Source organism: Actinoplanes flavus, assembly GCF_017592555.1.
Lineage (GTDB): Bacteria > Actinomycetota > Actinomycetes > Mycobacteriales > Micromonosporaceae > Actinoplanes > Actinoplanes flavus.
Window position 1 is genome coordinate 108,067 of record NZ_JAGFNS010000023.1, and the last position, 16,253, is coordinate 124,319.

Genomic DNA, 16,253 nt, shown 5'->3' on the forward strand with positions numbered 1-16,253 from the left:
ACCGGTCCGCAGGCCGAACGGGCAGGTCGCGGCCCTGCAGGGCGTCCGTGCGACTCACTGCCCGGCCGTCGATAGATCGGTATGCGTGTGAATATGCGTGGCGGAACCGTCGTGTCCGGGATTGCCTCTGTACCGCAGGCGCGGCCGGTCCGTTCCTTGTTTCAGGTTTTTGCCAGGTGATCGTCGCGGGTCGCTAGCGTGTCTTGTTGAGTGCACGGCGATAGATGCCAGGCACCACAGATTCTTTTCGGCGTGCAGCTCTCCTGGGCCGAGACCTCGGAGGCGGCGCCATATTTCATGTGGTTGCGCGGCCCGCTGGACGTGGTCCGAGTTGGGCTGTGGCCTGACTCGCGAAAAATGGGTGCTTCACGATGTTGCAGAGTTGTCGATGGCGGCTGGTCATGGCCGCTGTGTGGGCGGTCCTGCTGGCCGCCGGGTTCACCACGGTCACGGCGCCGCCGGCGTACGCGCAGGAGACGTCACCGGTCGCGGCCACCGTCCGTCAGGTGGTCATCGATGAGACCGATCACACGTCGCGGACGGAGACCGTTGTCGAGCTCGGCCTTCTCACGGTTCGGGTGAACAACCTCACCTTGGCGGAGCTTCCGTCCGGAACCCGCATCAAGATCACGGTTCCGGGTGCCTCGACTCCCGAGGAGGCCGCCAAGATCCTCCAGAAGGATCCGGGCGCGATCACCGCGGTCGAAATCGTGGCCATGCCTGGCCCGTCGGTCGGCACGCACGGCCCGGTGGTCCACGACATCACCGTGATCCCGTTCACGTGGGAGGGCGCCACCGCGTTCACCCGCACCCCGGAAAGTATCAAGGCGGACGTCCAAGCGGGCCTCAACCAGTGGGCCGCCATCAGCCGGGGGATGATCACCCCTGGCACCGTGACGATGCTGGACACCGTCGTCACCGCCAAGCCGCAGCCTTGCAACCTGGGCAGCTACGCGAGCGTCGTGAAGACGACGCTCGGCCATGGCCCGTCCGGCAACACCGACCACTGGATGTACGTGCCGAGCCAGAACCTCGGATGCGGCTGGGCCGGGGTCGCGTGGGCGCCAGGTAATGAGATCGCCACCGCGGACGAGGGCTACGCCGGCGTGCACGTGACCAAGCACGAGTTCGGACACAACCTCGGACTTTCCCATGCGGCCGCGGAGTGGTGCGGTCCTGCCTGTGACAGCTCGAAGTGGGGGGCTCAGAACTATCTGCAGCCCACCGGAACCTGGAGCATCGCCGAGCCGTTGACCTCCGACTACTCCACGAAGCTGGGCTGGTTCACCGACACCGACACACCACTGATCACCGGCCCCGGCACCTACCAGCTAACCTCGATCGACCAGGATTCCGGCGTACGCGCCCTGCGATTCCGCCCGGCAACCGGCACCGACATCTACGTCGAATACCGGCCCACCACGATATCGGCGCCCACCGCCCGTCCCGGCTGGGTCGGCGGACTGCAGGCCGACCGCATGTGGGGCAGCCAGTCCCTGCTGCTGGACGTGACTCCCGGCTGGGCCAAGAACGACGACGCGATGCAGCCGACCCTGACGGCCGGCAACACCTGGCGGGTACCCGGCACCGGCTACACGGTGCGACTCGCCTCCGCCGACGCCACCACCGCCGGCGTCGTGGTCACCGACGCCACGGCCGACACGCAGGCACCGGCCGCACCCGGCGACGTGACCATTCCCGGGTCGAGCAACGGCAGAACGGACACGCCGACCTTCACCGTGGGCTGGACCCCCGCCGCGTCCGCGGAAGCCGACACGGTGGTCGGATACCGGGTGACCGTGCGCAGCGCCACCGGGTCGCAGTGGGTGGTCAGTGCCCCCGCCGACAAGACCTCCGCCGAGGTCACCCTGCCGACCGCGCAGAACTGGTGGCCGACCGGGGCGATGACGATCACCGTGCAGGCTCTCGACGCCGCCGGTAACGCCAGCACCGGGGCCCGGCTCGACAGCGGCTACAAAGCCGATCCCAACCCGCCGGACATGCAGGCACCGGCCGCACCGACCGACGTGACCCTGCCCGACTCGGGCGGTGACTGGGTGGGCAGCTCGTTCACCGTCGGATGGACCCCGGCGGCGACCGCAGTCGACGACAAGGTGCTCGAATACCGGGTGGCAGCCACGACCGACTCCGGTGTCCAAGCGGTGAGCGGCGCCGCCGCCGACAACACCTCAGCGCCGGTGTACCTGCCGATCGGCTCGGGCGTCGAAGGACCGGTGACGATCACCGTGCAGGCGATCGACGCGGCCGGTAACGCCAGCACCGAGGCCACCGCAACGGCCGCCTACGACACCAAAGCGCCCGCCGCTGTGAACGTCACCCAGCCGGTCATGGAAGCCACCGTGCAAACCACCGCCTTGCAGATCACCTGGGACACCCCGGCCGAGACCGGCTCCGGGCTGGACCACTACCAGGTCGGGCTCAACTACCAGGTCGTGGCCGACAACGTTGCTGGCGGCACGAACTCCGTGACCCTGCCGCTCCCACCGGAAGGCGGAGGCAACTACGTCAACATGAGGGCCGTCGACAAGGCCGGCAACTACGGTGCCTGGGGTCCCAAGATCTGGTTCAACGTCGCCCGCGACATCACCGCGCCGACCAACGTGCGCATCACCCAACCGGCCGATGGCAGCACCGTGACCGGCACGACCTTCCAGGCCGCCTGGGACACCCCGACCGAAACCGGCTCCGGCCTGGACCACTACCGGATACTGATCGACGGAACCGTCTGGATCACCGACGTGCCCGCGGGCACGAACACCACCACGGTGACGACCCCGGCGGGGACCGGTAACCACACCCTCGCCGTCCAGGCCTTCGACAAGTCCGGCAACGCCAGTTCGGCGGCGGCAGCACAGATCACCTTCACCGTCGCCAGCGCGCCCGACACCACGGCGCCGACCACCGTGCACATCACCAGCCCGGCCAGCGGGAGCACCGTCACCACGGCCACCTATGAACTGGCCTGGGACATACCCACCGAGACCGGCTCCGGCCTCGACCACTACCAGGTCCTCATCGACAGCGTCGAGGTGAACAACAACGTGCCCGCCGGCACGAACACCCTGACACTGAACACCCCGACAACCGACGGTCAGCATTACGCCGAGATCCGCGCCTACGACAAGGCCGGCAACCGCAGCTCCGCCGCATCGTCGCGGACCTACTTCAACACCGCCACCGGTGCCGACACCACCGCGCCCAGCACCGTGCAGATCACCAGCCCGGCCAACGGCAGCACCGTGACCGGAGCCAGTATCCAGGTGACGTGGAACGCCGCCACCGACACCGGCTCCGGCCTCGACCACTACGAACTCGTCCTCGACGGTACGGCAGTGAAGACCGAACCCGCCCCATTGACGTCCACGAGCCTGGCCATGCCCTCCGTCGGTGAGCACACCCTGGGCATCCGGGCCTACGACAAGGCCGGCAACCGCAGCTCCGCCACGGCATCCCAGGTCACCTTCACCGTCGGCGCTGCGCCTGGCACCCCTGCGCCCTGGACGGTCGGAACCCGGTACGAGGTCGGAGACCTCGTCACCTACAACGGCACCACCTACCGCTGCCTGCAAGCACACACCGCACAGATCGACTGGGCACCAGCGACCACCGCAGCACTGTGGCAACCCGTCACCTGACCCCAGCGGCCAGGCAAGACGAAACGCGCTACCTCCCAGGCCCCGTCCACACAGCGACAGCCTGATCCCAGAAATCGAAAGCGTGGCCTGCGGCCGTCCGGCCGCAGGCCACGCTGCCCCACCCGCCGGCGGCCGGCGTCGCATCGGACAGAAGGCCCCGAGTCCACACCACCGTGGTCAGCCCCGCAGAAACCCGAGCATCCATCCTTGCCAAGCTGCTCGGTATCTCCCGCAGCACCCTCTACACCGCGATGTCCGAGCTGCAGGCCGCCAAGCGCGACCGCGGCGGGCTCGACAACGTCCTCGCTCAGCTGCCGCCGAACCCCGGCCCGGCCCCTGGCGGTCGACCAGTACAACCAGCTGCTCACCGGCCCTCACCAGGCGACTAACGGATCACCAAATCCCTAACGGTGGTTTTCGCTGGAAACTACGAGCACCCCTGGGAGGTGACGAGATGGCGGACAAACTTCGACGGCAGAAGCCCTCACCGGGACAAAGCTCGCTGGCACGAGGGACATACCTCGATGGCAAAGGACACGAAACTTGGGGATCGGCACGCACACTGACGCGCTGCCAGGGCGTGACGGCCGCAGCTCGTCGACGAGTGGCTCGGCGACCTGCGTTCGGTGCGCCAGCTGCGTCGCTCCACGATCCGCAGCTACGCCTCGGCGATGGCGGCGTTCTGCTCGTTCGTCACCGACCCCCGCTTACGGCTGGGCAACGCGCCAGCGCCGGTGACTGGACCAACTACGCATCCGGCATCAGCCGCCGAACCCTTCGACCCACGGAAACGGACAACGCATGACACCGACTATCGGTGAAGGCCCTCGGCTTCGGCGCACAGGATTCGCTGCGCGCCGTCGCTGAGCCAGAACGTTGTTCCAGCGTGGTCGACGATCCGCATCTTGGCGGCACCGCGAGGCAGGACGGGTTCGAGGACTTCGCCTGTCCCGAGATCGAACAGGCGCTGTCCGCCTTTCCCTTCACCGGTCGCGAACACCGGTGTGAGCAGCACGAAGCGCCCCGAGGAGGTGACCTTGCCGTTGATGGCGTGCTTACCCGGCAGGCGCTTCCATCCCGATTGTTGATAGAGCGGCTCGGTCACCGTCCCGTCCGGCGTGACACGGGCGACGGTGAAGAAGTCGGCCCCGTACTTGCGCACACTCGAGGCGTCCGAGCCTTCAACGCAGACCAGCACGCTGCCACTGTGGCCGACCGCATCACCGATAATGCAGCCGTCGACCGACACGTCGGAGCTCCTGTTCAGTTCGTCGTCGCCGAATCGGTCGACCGGAAACCCGTCCGGGCCGAGAGTCCCGACCCGCGTCCATGACGCGCTCGTCTCGCCGATGCGCAGGAACGCCAGGTATCGCGGGTTGCCGACCGCGATCGGCTCATCGAGCACGACCACATGCTCGCCCGCGAGTGCTCCTCGGCTCGCGTGGCCGAGCACCCGCGGCCGCTGCCCGTGTTCAGCGAAGCGACGCAGTACATCGTCGCCGGCGATCGGCAACTCACGCCACGACCGCAGATCGGTTCCGTACACCCGCAGCGTGCCGGCATCGGCGATCACGCCGAATGCGCCGTCGTCGAGCAACACCGGCGCCGGGGCGTCATAGGCGTCGAACGGGTCACCCAACTCGTCGAGCAGCACCGTCTGAACCACCTGATCGGCGATCGACACCAACGCGTACCGGGCACCGCCGCCCCACCACACGACGGCGTAGAACGCTCCGACACCGGATACCAGACACGACCCTGCCCGTATCGGACCGCCCACCTTGTCCGGCAGCCTGAACTCGGCCGTCTTCGCCAGTCTCACAAAGCACCCTCTCGATACGGCGGCCGAATACCGAGCTAGACCGATGTGAAGTTCCACCGGGCCGGCAACTCGCTGTCGCACAGAGCGCAGGTGAAGTCGCCGTCACGCACGACATTGCGCTCCCTGCAGGATGGGCAGCGACGGAAGACGACCTTGTCGGTGAAATCACCGGGATGCGCTATGCCGAGCCGGTCGAGCGATTCCCGCACGGCGGGCCAACAATCGGGATCCGGGCAATAACCGGTGGATTGGTTGGTCACCTGGAGTACACGCCACCCAGACGCATCCCGGACGAACATCATCTCACCCGCGGCGAGTACGTCGCGGCCGGCGGCGAGCGCAACATGTTCGCTGCGGCGCGGAGCCAGGTGGAGATCACCATCAAGCGTCACCACGAACGTGAGCGGCTCACCAAGGTCAGACCTTTCGAGCCCAGCGAGCCAGTCAGCCAGCAGGGTCGCAGAACGAACCGCGAACGCCGCCACCGTGACAGCCTCATCGCGGATCTCGGCCGGACCGACATACCTGAACCGCCTGATGTGCAACACCGCGTGACGGTATCCCCCGAACCTGTAGACGTCGACGTGAATACGACAGCATCCGCGCACCGGGACGGTCCAGAAGGCGTACCCGCCGCTCTGAAACCAGGCAGTGGCTGTCATCACGCCGCCCAGACCTGGACCCGCGTGACCCACGCCATCCTATGATCCGGGGCCGCTCTGCAACGTTCCGCCGGGCACGCACGTGTAGTCGCCATGATCAACACCGTCGAGCCCCGATCGGAAACGCCAGACCCCGTGCACCACGACCCACCATCATTCGACGAGGTCTACGCCGCCCACTTCGCCGACCTCACCGTGCAACTGTTCGCCTACTTCGGCGACCGACAGGAAGCACAAGACGTCGTCCAGGAAGCCTTCTGCCGGGCATACACCCGATGGAAAAACATCTCCGAGTACGACGACCCGGTCGCCTGGATCCGACGAGTCGCCTGGAACCTCGCGGTCAGCAGATGGCGACGAGCCCGAACCGCACTGCGCTTCCTCCGCCGGCAACCGACCGCCGAACCCGTCACCGACGGACCCACCCCGGAACGAGTCGCCCTGATCGCCGCCCTCGCCACCCTCCCACCGGCCCAACGCCGCGCCGTCGTCCTGCACTACCTCGCCGACCTGCCCACCACCGAAATCGCCATCCGCGAACGCGTCACCGAATCGACCGTCCGCTCCCACCTGCACCGCGGCCGCGCCGCACTGTCCGCCCAGCTCACCACCTCGAACTCGCACGGAGGTGCGTCATGACCACCGACCATCTCGAGGCACAATTCGCGGAACTACGAGCCGACACCCTGCCCACCGTCCGCCCACCCGGAACAGCAGCGGTACGCCAGACCATACGACGCCGCCGCACCGGCCGCGCCGTACTCTCCGCAGCAGCCGCCGTCCTCGTCATCGCCGCCGGAATCACCGCGACGACCGGCAACCGGTCCCCCGCTCCGCCCGCCACCACCACGACACCCTCCCCCGAACCGACTCCGACCCCCGCCTTCCAGCAGGCAGACATCGCCCGGCAGGCACTCAACGAATCACACCACGCAACCCCCGCCATCGACGTCGCCGAACAGGTCGTCAACAACTACCACCTCGACCACGGCAACTACCCCGGCGACCTGGTGCTCCGCGCCGCCTGCGCCGGAACCGGGGAATTCACGCTGACCGTCCACTCCCAGAAGAACCGCAAGGTGAACTGGAAACGAATCACCGAACTGCAAGTACCGTGCTCCGCCCAGCCCGAACCGGTGAGCATCCCCTTCACCATGGTCGAAGGAGCCGCCCTCCACCGCTTCCGGATAGACGGAGCCCCAAAATTCACCGACCGGCAGGCCGGATTCGCCTACCAGGTCACCAGCAAGAACGGCGAGCCGCTCAACGGCGACCGCAAACCCGCCGACACCTTCGACCTCAACCGCCGGCTGAACCTGGCCGGCCGCCACGTCGTCTTCGAAGCAATCACACGATCACTCGTGGACACCAGTGGGGAGCACACCCCACCATCCGTCCCAGCCGGCGAATACCTGCTCCTGACCAAATGCACCGGCAAACCCGACCTCGGACGACTCACGGTGGCCCAGGACCGGAAAGAAATCGTCACCGTGGACTCGCCCTGCACCGAACCGTCCGGAGAACAGATCGAAACCCCGGTGAGCTGGACCGGCGAACCAGCGAATCTCTTCCCCGGATTGGTCACCGAGGAAGGCCTGCTCCACTACGCCCTCGTCCGCAGATAGGCGCTGAACGCCACCGGCGGTCACGCCGGTGGCGTTCACACGCGTCAAACCCCGTCGAGCACCGGAATCAGCACCTGCTCCTCATGATCCAGATGCTTCTCCAGATCCAACGTCAGCGCATCCACCACCACGACCAGCGCCTCCCGCGACAACCCCGGATCCGCCAGCGCCGACCGCAACCGCTCCAACAGCCCGGCCACCACCTCATGCTCGTCCCGCAACCGCGCGATCGCCGGCCCCAACTCCGGCGACGCCTGCTCCAGCCCCGGAAACAACCCCTCGTCCTCACGCACGTGATGACCGTGCAGATTCGCACACAGCGTCAGACAGTTCACCCGCAACTGAGCACCCAGCACCGCACCCGAACCCGCCACCTCCGCCCGGATCACCGCCAGCTCCCGGCGAAACGCGTCATGCACCACCCGCAACGCCTCACCCGGCGACGACGCGTTGAACCCCGGCGGCCCCGGAATCGCCGCCAGCGCCACCACCGGCAGCTTGCGCCCCGACTGCCGCTCATAGTCGGCCCAGCCCCGCTCCTGCTCGACCGCACGAGCGAACACCTCGTCCCGCTCCGCACCGGACAGCACCGTCGCGGTCGCCCGGTAGGAGAACGCCCCGTCCTCGACGGTGACGACCGGATCGGCCAGCAGATTGTGCACCCACGCCGGGTGACGGGGCGATCCGCCCGCCGACCCGATGACCAGGATCCGCTCACCGTCGGGCAGATACCCCAGCGGTACGGTGTGCCGGCGCCCGCTGCGAGCCCCGGTCGTGGTCAGCAGAATCAGGCGGGCGCCCTCGAACATGCCGCCGACGCGGCCGTTGTTGCTCCGAAACTCATCGATGATCGCAGTGTTGAAATCGTTCGGCATTATCCGCTTTCAAGAGTCGTGACCTGCAGGAACCGTAGGTACACGACACAGCGGCGGAGCACGGGCGGCAACAGGCGACCGTGGCGGCCGCCCGGCGCTCACGCGTCAGCCGGGTGCCCCACTCGGTAATGGCCCAAGGCCGACCCGGCAGTCACGACGCCCACCCTAACCGATCCCTCGGGTTGTCGGCGAAGCCGTCCTTTGTGTTTTGGATCAGGTGCGGCTTGCCGCACTATTCCTAAGGCATCCTAGGATGCAACTGGTCTTGTCCCCATCCACGCCAGAGCCCGAAACTCGCGAGCGCAGCCAGTCGGTTGACGGCGTACCACGGCCTGGCCGTCTGTCCGTGTCAGTGACGTTCGCCCGTTGTCACTCGATCAGGTCCCAGGCGAGCTTCTTGCCACCGAACCACGCCCGTGTTTGCCTGCGCCAAGCGTGTGTACTGACCGAGCCGCAATCGGTCACCGTTCGAACAGGTCGTCCGGTTCGCTTACCCAGGCGGAGAAGACCGGCACCCCGTGCCACGGTCCGGGCTTGGCCGCACCGTTGATTTCGGACGTTTGTGAGGCTACGGCCGCCACGGCGTACGGATGGGCGAAGCGCAGCTCGGCCTCACGCGCGAGCAACGGGCCAAGTCCGCCGGCCTTGTAGGACGCCATGGTGGTCAGCGCGGCGGCCTCGAAACCGTACTGCCCGTACCGGGCCACCGCCGTCTGCCGCGCCTGATGTGCGAGGTCGTCGACACCGAGCAGGCCCGCGAGGACCTCCGCCGCGGCGGAGAAACCCGGTCCCGTCACGGACAGGTCGTGCGTGGAGTTCGCCGACCAGCAAGGCAGCACCGCGGAGTAGCGCTCGGTGGCGCCGTTTACCTCGGTCTCCCGGATGGTCCACAACGGCGTCTCACCGAGCGGCAATTTGTATAACGAGACCTGGCTTTTCGGCCGCCGGTCCGAGACACAGGCAGGAGCGATCTCGTACGCCGCGGCCAGCACCCGGGCGGGATCAACGCCGGGCGCCGCGGCCAGCACCCGGGCGGGATCAACGCCGGGCGCCGCGGCCACCGACACCACCTGAAGCTCGTCCCCGCCAGCCGCCTGGTCGTGGTACCGGTCGGGGTCCTCGGCGGGGACACCGGACGCCACGTGCACGATGATCTCACCGGCGTGTTCCGACCGGGCGATGAACATCCGATGGCCCTTCTGCGGTGTCCGCAGCACCTGGCTCAGCCGGGACGCCCACGGCGTGTCCCGGCCGAGATCCACCGCCGGGGGGAGGCCACATGGTGCTCCGCCCCGGTGGCCCGGTGAAGCCGCCCCGCGTACCGCCCCAGCGCCGAGGTCCACTCCATCGCCACATCCCTCCGTCGAATGTGGCTCCACCCTCGCAGGCGGGTTGAAGAGCCGCCCCGGCATGGTTCTTGGCACCTTCGCGGCCTTGCCCAGCCGCAAGACCAGACGTCAGAAGGCTTGACGCCGACCCGCAGAGCCGCAACGACTCACTCGATGGTGAGGTCGACGCTCGGGCTATCGCTCACCGAAACGCCGAACGGCGGCCCGCTGAACCAGTCGGGTCGCCGTTCGGGTGAATGCGATCAGAGCGGGCGGATGTTCTCCGCCTGCGGGCCCTTCTGGCCCTGGGTGATGTCGAACTCCACCCGCTGGTTCTCCTCGAGGCTACGGAAGCCGCTCGATGCGATGGCGGAGAAGTGGGCGAAGACGTCGGGGCCGCCGCCGTCCTGGGCGATGAAGCCGAAGCCCTTGTCGCTGTTGAACCACTTCACGGTGCCTGTAGTCATGTCTACTCCTTCGCAGGCTGGTGGAGACCACGGAATGCGGACTCCTACGCCGCCGCGTTGATCGCCCGCGTCGAACCGACACGACAAACGAAAAGCGCCTGGAGAGGGGTTTCAGATAACCCATCAGGCGCTGAAAACGTCTACGGAAATCAAAACTGCAACACCGGGGAGCCTAGCACAGAACGGACAACATGCTCGGCCTCCCTGTGCGGGCCCTTGCCCGCGCGGCATCCGCACGTTGTTCCGGGCGCGGCAGACGGTCCTTCTCGTGGTGGAGAAGGACCGTGCGGCGTTGGGGTCAGGCGGCGCCGCTCTGCTGGCGGCACTGGTGCTCGCGGTTATGCTGAAGGGCTTCTTCCAGCTGGTCTTCGAGGATGATGATCCGGCAGGCGGCTTCCAGGGCGGTGCCGTGGTCGACCATCTCCCGGGCTCGGGCTGCCAAGCGCAACTGGTAGCGGGAGTAGCGGCGGTGCCCGCCGGCGGACCGGAACGGGATGATCAGTTTCGCCTCGTCGAGGCGGCGCAGGAAGTCCTGCGAGGCGCCCACGATCTCGGCGGCGCGGCCCATGGTGTAGGCGGGGTAGTCGTCGTCGTTGAGCATGTCATCGGATTGGGCCATACATTCCTTCTTCATGAACGAGGGCCCCGGCGCGTGCTGCGCCGGGGCCCAGGGTTACGGGTTGAATACACCATCTACCGACAGGTTCGTCGGGTTTTCGTTTCCGCACCCTGCCGCTATCAGCAGGCGGTGCGAGGATCGCATAAGCGTGACCGGAGACCACCTCACATTCAAAGTGACAACGGTGTCCACCTCAGAACGGCAACTACGTCCTGACGGCGGGCGATCCAACGGCGTCAAACCCTCCCTTTCCTCTACTTTCCATACCTACGTGCTATCCGTCGATGTCGGAGCCCCACGCGACTTCATGGCCCCGCACATGTGCGGCGGATCCCTTGCTGCATCAAGCGGAGCCCTAGCCTGCACCGGCCCCCGCCTGCGGTTGCCCTGACCTGGAATTACGTCAAGGTCTTGTCGTGCACGTGCCGTGTTGCATGCGGTGATGTGGTCCCACCGCGGTAACCGAGCGAGCCACGAGACCTTCCGGGCCCTGCTTCGACGCTCGGCCTGTTACGTCAGCGTCTTTATCCGATCTCCGTCGTCAACGACGCTTACATTAGTCAGCCCCACCGAGAATGTCTAGTCTCCAGAGACCAGATTTTCTAGGCGGCTAATCGCGGCTTCCCACGCGAGACGCTGGGTCGTCATCTTCTCGTCGGCGCAGCCGGCTGACGATGGTGCGGCTTGCCGCACTCCCTCTAGCGCGTCCTAGGAAGATAGGCTGACGCCTGTCTCCTGGGCTTGTCGGCGCGATGAGCCGACGGCTAGGGCTTCCCCGGCATCAGCGGTGTCGACGCCATTCTCGACGCGGTCGGTAAACCGGTCCTGCCGTCCAGCCTCGACCGGCTCGCGCCGCACCCACGGGGACCTGGGCGCCGGTTCACCGGCACTGGCCCTTGAGGAGCATCGGAACGGAAAGTAGCGCTGGGGTGATCTTGGATGTGGCCCGGACGGGTGTACTGACGCCGGCGACGAGTAGTCGGCCAGCGCAACGCGGGGCCGGTGCGGGGCCGGAGGGATCTGCCCTTGCCCGCCACGCCACATCCGGAGGTTCCTCGGTCGATTCTGACGAGGGTCCGGGTGTGTGGCGCATTTTGTAGGTTCTGCTAGCTGATCTTGGGGTGCCGGTTAGCGTTTGCCGGTGGGTGCACGGTGATCTTCTCGGCGCCACACATTGTTGCGGCGCGGCCCTCTGCGGTGCAGAGAGTCCTGCGGGGCCGCGCCCGCCTCTTCTTCCCTGTGCGCGGCTGCCTCGCCTGGTGCTGGGCTGCGCCTGTCACCGAAAGTGGGCTTTCGTATGGTCAGCAGCGTGCGATGGCGGCTGTTGTCAGCCGCCGTGCTGGCGGTCGTCCTGGCCGTCGGGTACACCGGGGTCGCGGTGTCGCCGGCACACGCGGCGCAAACACCGATGATCCCGGCGACGGTCGTTCGGATCATCATCGATGACACCACCGGTACGCCGAAGTCCCAGACGCAGACGGCTCTGCAGCTCGGCTTTCTCACCGTCGTAGTGGACGACGACGAGATCGCTGCCCTGCCACCCGAGACGAAGATCAAGGTCACGGTGCCGGGTGCCTCAACGCCCGAGCAGGCTGTCAGGGTTTTGGAAGATGATCCTGGCGCGATCACCGAGTTCGTGGTGGTGGCGAAGCCGGGGCCGTCGATCGGGACGCACGGCGCCGTGGTGCACAACGTCACTCTGATCCCGTTCACTTGGGAAGGCGCGGGCCCGGTCGAGAACGAAGCGGTGTTCAAGGCCAACACTACCGAGGCGCTGAACAGATGGGCCGGCCTGAGCCGCGGGATGATCACGCCCGGGACCGTCACGCTGCTGGACACGGTCGTCACCGCGAAGCCGACGCCCTGCCACGCGGGCAACTACGCCAATGTCGTGAAGACCGCGCTCGGCCGGGGTCCGACCGATCCGACCGACCACTGGATCTATGCCCCGAGCGAGGACATGGGCTGCTGGTGGAACGGGATGGCGCTGAGCAAGAACGAGATCGCTATGGGAACCATGACGTTGCCTCCGCAGCCGATCGCGCATGAGCTTGGGCACAACTTCGGACTCGGCCACGCGGACACCGAACCGTGCACGCCCGGGTGCTCGCAGAGCACGTATGGCAACTCGACCCAGGTCATGGCTTCCGGGTTCGAGCCGCTGAACGCCGCACACGCCACGATCCTCGGCGCGTTCACCGACGCCGACACACCCCTGGTCACCGGCCCGGGCACGTACGCGGTCAAGGCGATCCACGAGGACTCCGGTGTGCGCGGTCTCCGGTTGCGTGCGGCGACCGGCAAGGACTACTTCGTCGAGTACACCCCCGCACCGGTGGAATCGCACTCGGACCCGTACTGGTGGGGCGGACTCCGGATCAACCGGAAGGACGCCACGACGGCCGTGCAACTGGACATGACCCCCGGCTGGGCGAAGAACCAGTGGGCGGTACAGCCGGCACTGCTGACCGGCAACACGTACACCGTGCCCGACACGGGTCTGACCGTGCATCTCGCTTCCGCCGACGGCACCACCGCCAACGTGATCGTCGCGGACGCCACGGCCGACACCCAGGCTCCGGCCGCGCCGGCCGACGTGGCCATTCCCGGGTCGAGCACCGGCAGAACGGACACCCCGACGTTCACGGTGGCGTGGACCCCGGCCGAGTCGGCGCAGGACGACGAGGTGGTCGGCTACCGGGTGACCGTGCGCAGCGAGACCGGCCCGCAGTGGGTGGCCAGCGCCCCCGCCGACGAGAGCTCGGCCTCGGTCACACTGCCGACCGCGCAGGGGTGGTGGCCGACCGGCCCGATGACGATCAGGGTGCAGGCCTTGGACGCGGCCGGGAACGCCAGTGACGAGGCCCGGCTCGACAGCGGCTACCAGGCCGACCCCAGCCCGGACGCGCAGGCACCGGCCCCGCCGACCGACGTGACCGTGCCGGGTTCGACCGGGACCTGGATCACCAAGTCGTTCCAGGTGACCTGGACCCCGGCGCCGAGCGCGCAGGACGACGACGTGATCGAATACCGGGCGACGGCCCGCACCGGCGACGGCGCCCAGGTCGGGGTCATCACCACCGGTGACCAGACCTCGACCGGCACGATGACCCTGCCGGTCAGCAGCGGCACCGAAGGACCGGTGACGATCGCCGTGCAGGCGGTCGACCCGGCCGGTAACGCCAGCACCGAGGCGACCCTCGAGCGCACCTACGACATGTCACCGCCCGGCGACGTGCAGATCACCTACCCGGTGTACGGCAACAAACCGCTGTTCACCGGCCCCGAGTACGAGGTGAAATGGCAGACCCCGCCCGAGGCCGGCTCCGGCCTGGACCACTACGAGGTCTACATCGACGGCAAAACGGCCAAAAACGACATTCCTGCCGACGCGAACTCGGTGATGATGCCGAACGACCTGCCCAGCGGGGAGCACTACGCCTCCGTCGTGGCCCACGACAAGGCCGGCAACAAGAGCTCCGCCACCAAGATCAAGGTGTGGTTCGACACCGTGCAGGACCCGAAGGCCGGCACCAACCGCGCCCTGAACCAGCCGGTCACCGTCTCCTCCATCCATTCGGACAGCTACGCCGGCGCGAAGGCGGTCGACGGCAACGCCGCCACCCGATGGGCCTCACTGAAGACCGACCCCACCTGGATCCAGATCGACCTCGGCAAGACCGTCTCCATCGGCCGGGTCATCCTGAACTGGGAGACCGCCTACGCCAAGGCCTACCAGCTGCAGACCTCCGACGACGGCAGCACCTGGACCGACATCCACAGCACCACCACCGGTGACGGCAAAATCGACGACATCGCCGACCTCAACGGCCGCGGCCGCTACGTACGCATGTACGGCACCGCCCGCGGCACCGGCTACGGGTACTCCCTGTGGGAGATGCAGGTCTACGCCAACCCGCAGGCCCCCGCCATGATCACTCCCGGCAGCGGGCAGACCGTGGACAGCAACGACGTGCGCCTGGGCTGGCTGCAGCCCGACGCGGACGCCGTCGCCTCCTACCGCCTCACGGTCGACGGCGACGAGGTCACACCCGGCCCGGCACCGGCCGACCGGGAATGGACGCTGAACCTGCCCGACGGCGAGCACACCATCCAACTGAGCGCCGTCAACCCGCTCGGATCCGCATCCACACCCGAGATCCCGATCACCGTGGCCGCGGTGCCGCTGCCGCCAGCCTGGGCAGCCGGGACCGAGTACGAGGTCGGCGACAAAGTCAGCTACGACGGCATCACCTACGAATGCCAGCAAGCACACACCGCGCAGCAAGGATGGGAACCACCGAACTCCCTCACACTCTGGAACCGCCTCTGAACAATCCGGCCCAGACAGCCCAGACCCGGGGCGGGACCACGGCCACGGCCGCGGACCCGCCCCGGCACACCGCAACTACGAAATCACCACGCATCCAAGCACCGGCCGACCGCGCCGCAGGCCAGCCCTGGCGGCCCGGCACCCCGCCGCCGACGCCACTGCCCGCCGACACCCCGGCGGCGGACATCCGGATCGGATACGCCCGGTGCAGCACCCTGACCCAGGAACTCCCGTCACAGCTGACGCGTTCGCCGCACACGGCATCCCCCGCGACAAGATCTTCGCCGAGAAGATCTCCACCCGGATGCGGGTCCGGCCGCAGTTCGAAGCGGCGCTCACCCTGGCCCGACAGATCAAGGCCCACGCCGCGCACTGCCGGGTCATCCTCACCGTCAAAGAGATGAAACGCCTCGGCCGCGACGCCGCCGCCCGCCACGGCAAACACGGCGGCCGGCCCCCGGTCATCACCGACGACATGCTGCACACCGTCCTACGCCGCCGCGCCGCCGGCGAGACCGTCGAACAGATCCAACCCGACCTGATCATCCCGACCGGCAAACGCAAAGGTCGCACCCCGAGCGTCGCCAGCATCTACCGAGCCTTGGCCGCGCACGAGAAAACCCAGGCGTACCCCGACGCCGTCGAACAGGCCCACGCCGAGCATGCACAGCACGCCGGCGACGACCTTCCACCGATCGTGCGCCCGCGGCCCGCCCGCGTGCTCGACCCGGTCGGCCCCGAGTTGGCCGCCAGAATCCAGGGCCGCCCCCTCGACCGGCTCACGCAACCGCTCGTCGTCCTCGCGCCGGGCCCGCATCGCCACCCAAGATCACCTTAAGCGCTACTTTCCGTTCCGATGCTCTTCA

At 67.7% G+C, this 16,253-nt stretch carries 11 protein-coding genes; 5 read left to right on the top strand and 6 right to left on the bottom strand.

Annotated features, from left to right (window positions below):
• Positions 1-401: 401 nt before the first annotated feature.
• Positions 402-3,656, top strand: a complete 3,255-nt coding sequence (locus J5X75_RS30200) for a carbohydrate-binding protein (protein ID WP_208470927.1) — start codon at positions 402-404, stop codon at positions 3,654-3,656.
• Positions 3,657-4,467: 811 nt separating this feature from the next.
• Here the strand turns inward: J5X75_RS30200 and J5X75_RS30205 are convergent.
• Positions 4,468-5,478, bottom strand: a complete 1,011-nt coding sequence (locus J5X75_RS30205; RefSeq protein ID WP_208470928.1) for a hypothetical protein — start codon at positions 5,476-5,478, stop codon at positions 4,468-4,470.
• 35 nt (positions 5,479-5,513) lie between these two features.
• A complete protein-coding gene (locus J5X75_RS30210; protein ID WP_208470929.1) occupies positions 5,514-6,026 on the bottom strand; it encodes an Rcat domain-containing protein in 513 nt (170 codons plus the stop codon).
• A 207-nt stretch (positions 6,027-6,233) separates the two neighbouring features.
• Between J5X75_RS30210 and J5X75_RS30215 the strand changes: the two genes are divergently transcribed.
• Both J5X75_RS30215 and J5X75_RS30220 read left to right on the top strand, forming a co-directional pair.
• The gene (locus tag J5X75_RS30215; RefSeq protein ID WP_208470930.1) at positions 6,234-6,779 is read left to right on the top strand and encodes an RNA polymerase sigma factor; all 546 of its coding nucleotides are present in this window, start codon (positions 6,234-6,236) and stop codon (positions 6,777-6,779) included.
• Positions 6,776-7,765, top strand: a complete 990-nt coding sequence (locus J5X75_RS30220) for a hypothetical protein (RefSeq protein ID WP_208470931.1) — start codon at positions 6,776-6,778, stop codon at positions 7,763-7,765. Before J5X75_RS30215 ends, J5X75_RS30220 begins: the two co-directional genes overlap by 4 nt.
• Before the next feature lie 44 nt (positions 7,766-7,809).
• Here the strand turns inward: J5X75_RS30220 and J5X75_RS30225 are convergent, their stop codons facing one another.
• From J5X75_RS30225 to J5X75_RS30240, 4 genes are all read right to left on the bottom strand, one after another.
• Positions 7,810-8,640, bottom strand: coding sequence for a nitroreductase/quinone reductase family protein (locus J5X75_RS30225; protein WP_208470932.1), 831 nt, complete (start codon positions 8,638-8,640; stop codon positions 7,810-7,812).
• Between the two features lie 461 nt (positions 8,641-9,101).
• Positions 9,102-9,983, bottom strand: a complete 882-nt coding sequence (locus tag J5X75_RS30230; RefSeq protein ID WP_208470933.1) for a hypothetical protein — start codon at positions 9,981-9,983, stop codon at positions 9,102-9,104.
• 248 nt (positions 9,984-10,231) lie between these two features.
• Entirely contained in the window at positions 10,232-10,435 is a 204-nt protein-coding gene (locus J5X75_RS30235) for a cold-shock protein (protein ID WP_208470934.1), read from the bottom strand.
• Between the two features lie 298 nt (positions 10,436-10,733).
• A complete protein-coding gene (locus J5X75_RS30240; protein WP_208470935.1) occupies positions 10,734-11,054 on the bottom strand; it encodes a MerR family transcriptional regulator in 321 nt (106 codons plus the stop codon).
• Positions 11,055-12,363: 1,309 nt separating this feature from the next.
• Here J5X75_RS30240 and J5X75_RS46130 point away from each other — a divergent pair.
• The gene (locus J5X75_RS46130; protein WP_307798352.1) at positions 12,364-15,387 is read left to right on the top strand and encodes a discoidin domain-containing protein; all 3,024 of its coding nucleotides are present in this window, start codon (positions 12,364-12,366) and stop codon (positions 15,385-15,387) included.
• Between the two features lie 205 nt (positions 15,388-15,592).
• Positions 15,593-16,225 (top strand): recombinase family protein, encoded by a 633-nt coding sequence (locus tag J5X75_RS30250; protein ID WP_238489883.1) that lies wholly within the window; start codon positions 15,593-15,595, stop codon positions 16,223-16,225.
• Positions 16,226-16,253 lie beyond the last annotated feature (28 nt).

Bases quoted from the DNA above. Each gene is read 5' to 3' on its own strand.
- J5X75_RS30200 (WP_208470927.1), top strand. From the start codon at position 402: ATGGCCGCTGTGTGGGCGGTCCTGCTGGCCGCCGGGTTCACCACGGTC.
- J5X75_RS30215 (WP_208470930.1), top strand. From the start codon at position 6,234: ATGATCAACACCGTCGAGCCCCGATCGGAAACGCCAGACCCCGTGCAC.
- J5X75_RS30220 (WP_208470931.1), top strand. From the start codon at position 6,776: ATGACCACCGACCATCTCGAGGCACAATTCGCGGAACTACGAGCCGAC.
- J5X75_RS30225 (WP_208470932.1), bottom strand. From the start codon at position 8,640: ATGCCGAACGATTTCAACACTGCGATCATCGATGAGTTTCGGAGCAAC.
- J5X75_RS30235 (WP_208470934.1), bottom strand. From the start codon at position 10,435: ATGACTACAGGCACCGTGAAGTGGTTCAACAGCGACAAGGGCTTCGGC.
- J5X75_RS30240 (WP_208470935.1), bottom strand. From the start codon at position 11,054: ATGGCCCAATCCGATGACATGCTCAACGACGACGACTACCCCGCCTAC.